The sequence below is a fragment of the Micromonospora sicca genome, assembly GCF_003172935.1.
Classification (GTDB): domain Bacteria; phylum Actinomycetota; class Actinomycetes; order Mycobacteriales; family Micromonosporaceae; genus Micromonospora; species Micromonospora sicca.
Genome location: NZ_QGKS01000509.1, coordinates 1 through 903, shown reverse-complemented (window position 1 = coordinate 903; position 903 = coordinate 1). Strand labels below are relative to the sequence as shown.

Genomic DNA, 903 nt, shown 5'->3' with positions numbered 1-903 from the left:
GGGGTGTGGCCGCAGACGGTGAACAAGTGGCGGGCCCGGTTCGTGCGTGACCGGCTGGAGGGCCTGTCCGACGAGCCTCGTCCGGGCGCCACCCGGAAGATCACCGATGAGCAGGTCGAGGCGGTGATCGTGAAGACCCTGGAAGAGGCGCCGATCAACAACGACACGCACTGGTCGACCCGGTCGATGGCCCAGGCGGTCGGGTTGAACCAGACCGCGGTCTCGCGGATCTGGCGGGCGTTCGGCCTCAAACCGCATGTGGTGGATACGTGGAAGCTGTCGAGGGACCCGCAGTTCATCGAGAAGGTCCGCGACGTGGTCGGGTTGTACCTGGACCCGCCGGACAAGGCGATGGTCCTCGCGGTGGATGAGAAGTCGCAGATGCAGGCCCTCGACCGCAGCGCCCCGGTGCTGCCGATGATGCCAGGGGTGCCCGGCCGGCAGACCCACGACTACGTCCGCTACGGCACGACCAGCCTGTTCGCCGCCCTGGACGTGGCCACCGGCCAGGTGATCAGCCAGCACCAGCGCCGCCACCGCCACCAGGAGTTCCTGCGGTTCCTCAAGACCATCGACGCCAACACCCCGCCCGAGTTGGACCTGCATCTGATCTGTGACAACTACGCCACCCACAAGACCCCGGCGATCAAGACCTGGCTCGCCGCGCACCCCCGTTTCCACCTGCACTTCACTCCCACCTCGGGCAGCTGGCTCAACCTCGTCGAACGCTGGTTCGCCGAACTGACCCGCCGCAAGCTACGCCGCAGCAGCCACCGCAGCGTCAAAGACCTCGAAACCGACGTCAACACCTGGATCGAGGCGTGGAACGCCGACCCGAAGCCCTTCGTCTGGACCAAGACCGCCGACGAGATCCTGGACAGCCTCGCCAACTACTGCACAAGA

At 66.6% G+C, this 903-nt stretch carries 1 protein-coding gene; it reads left to right on the top strand.

Annotation, left to right across the window (positions count from 1 at the left end):
• Positions 1–903, top strand: a 903-nt coding sequence (locus DKT69_RS36720) for an IS630 family transposase (RefSeq protein ID WP_109805944.1), incomplete at both ends; no start/stop codon positions are given.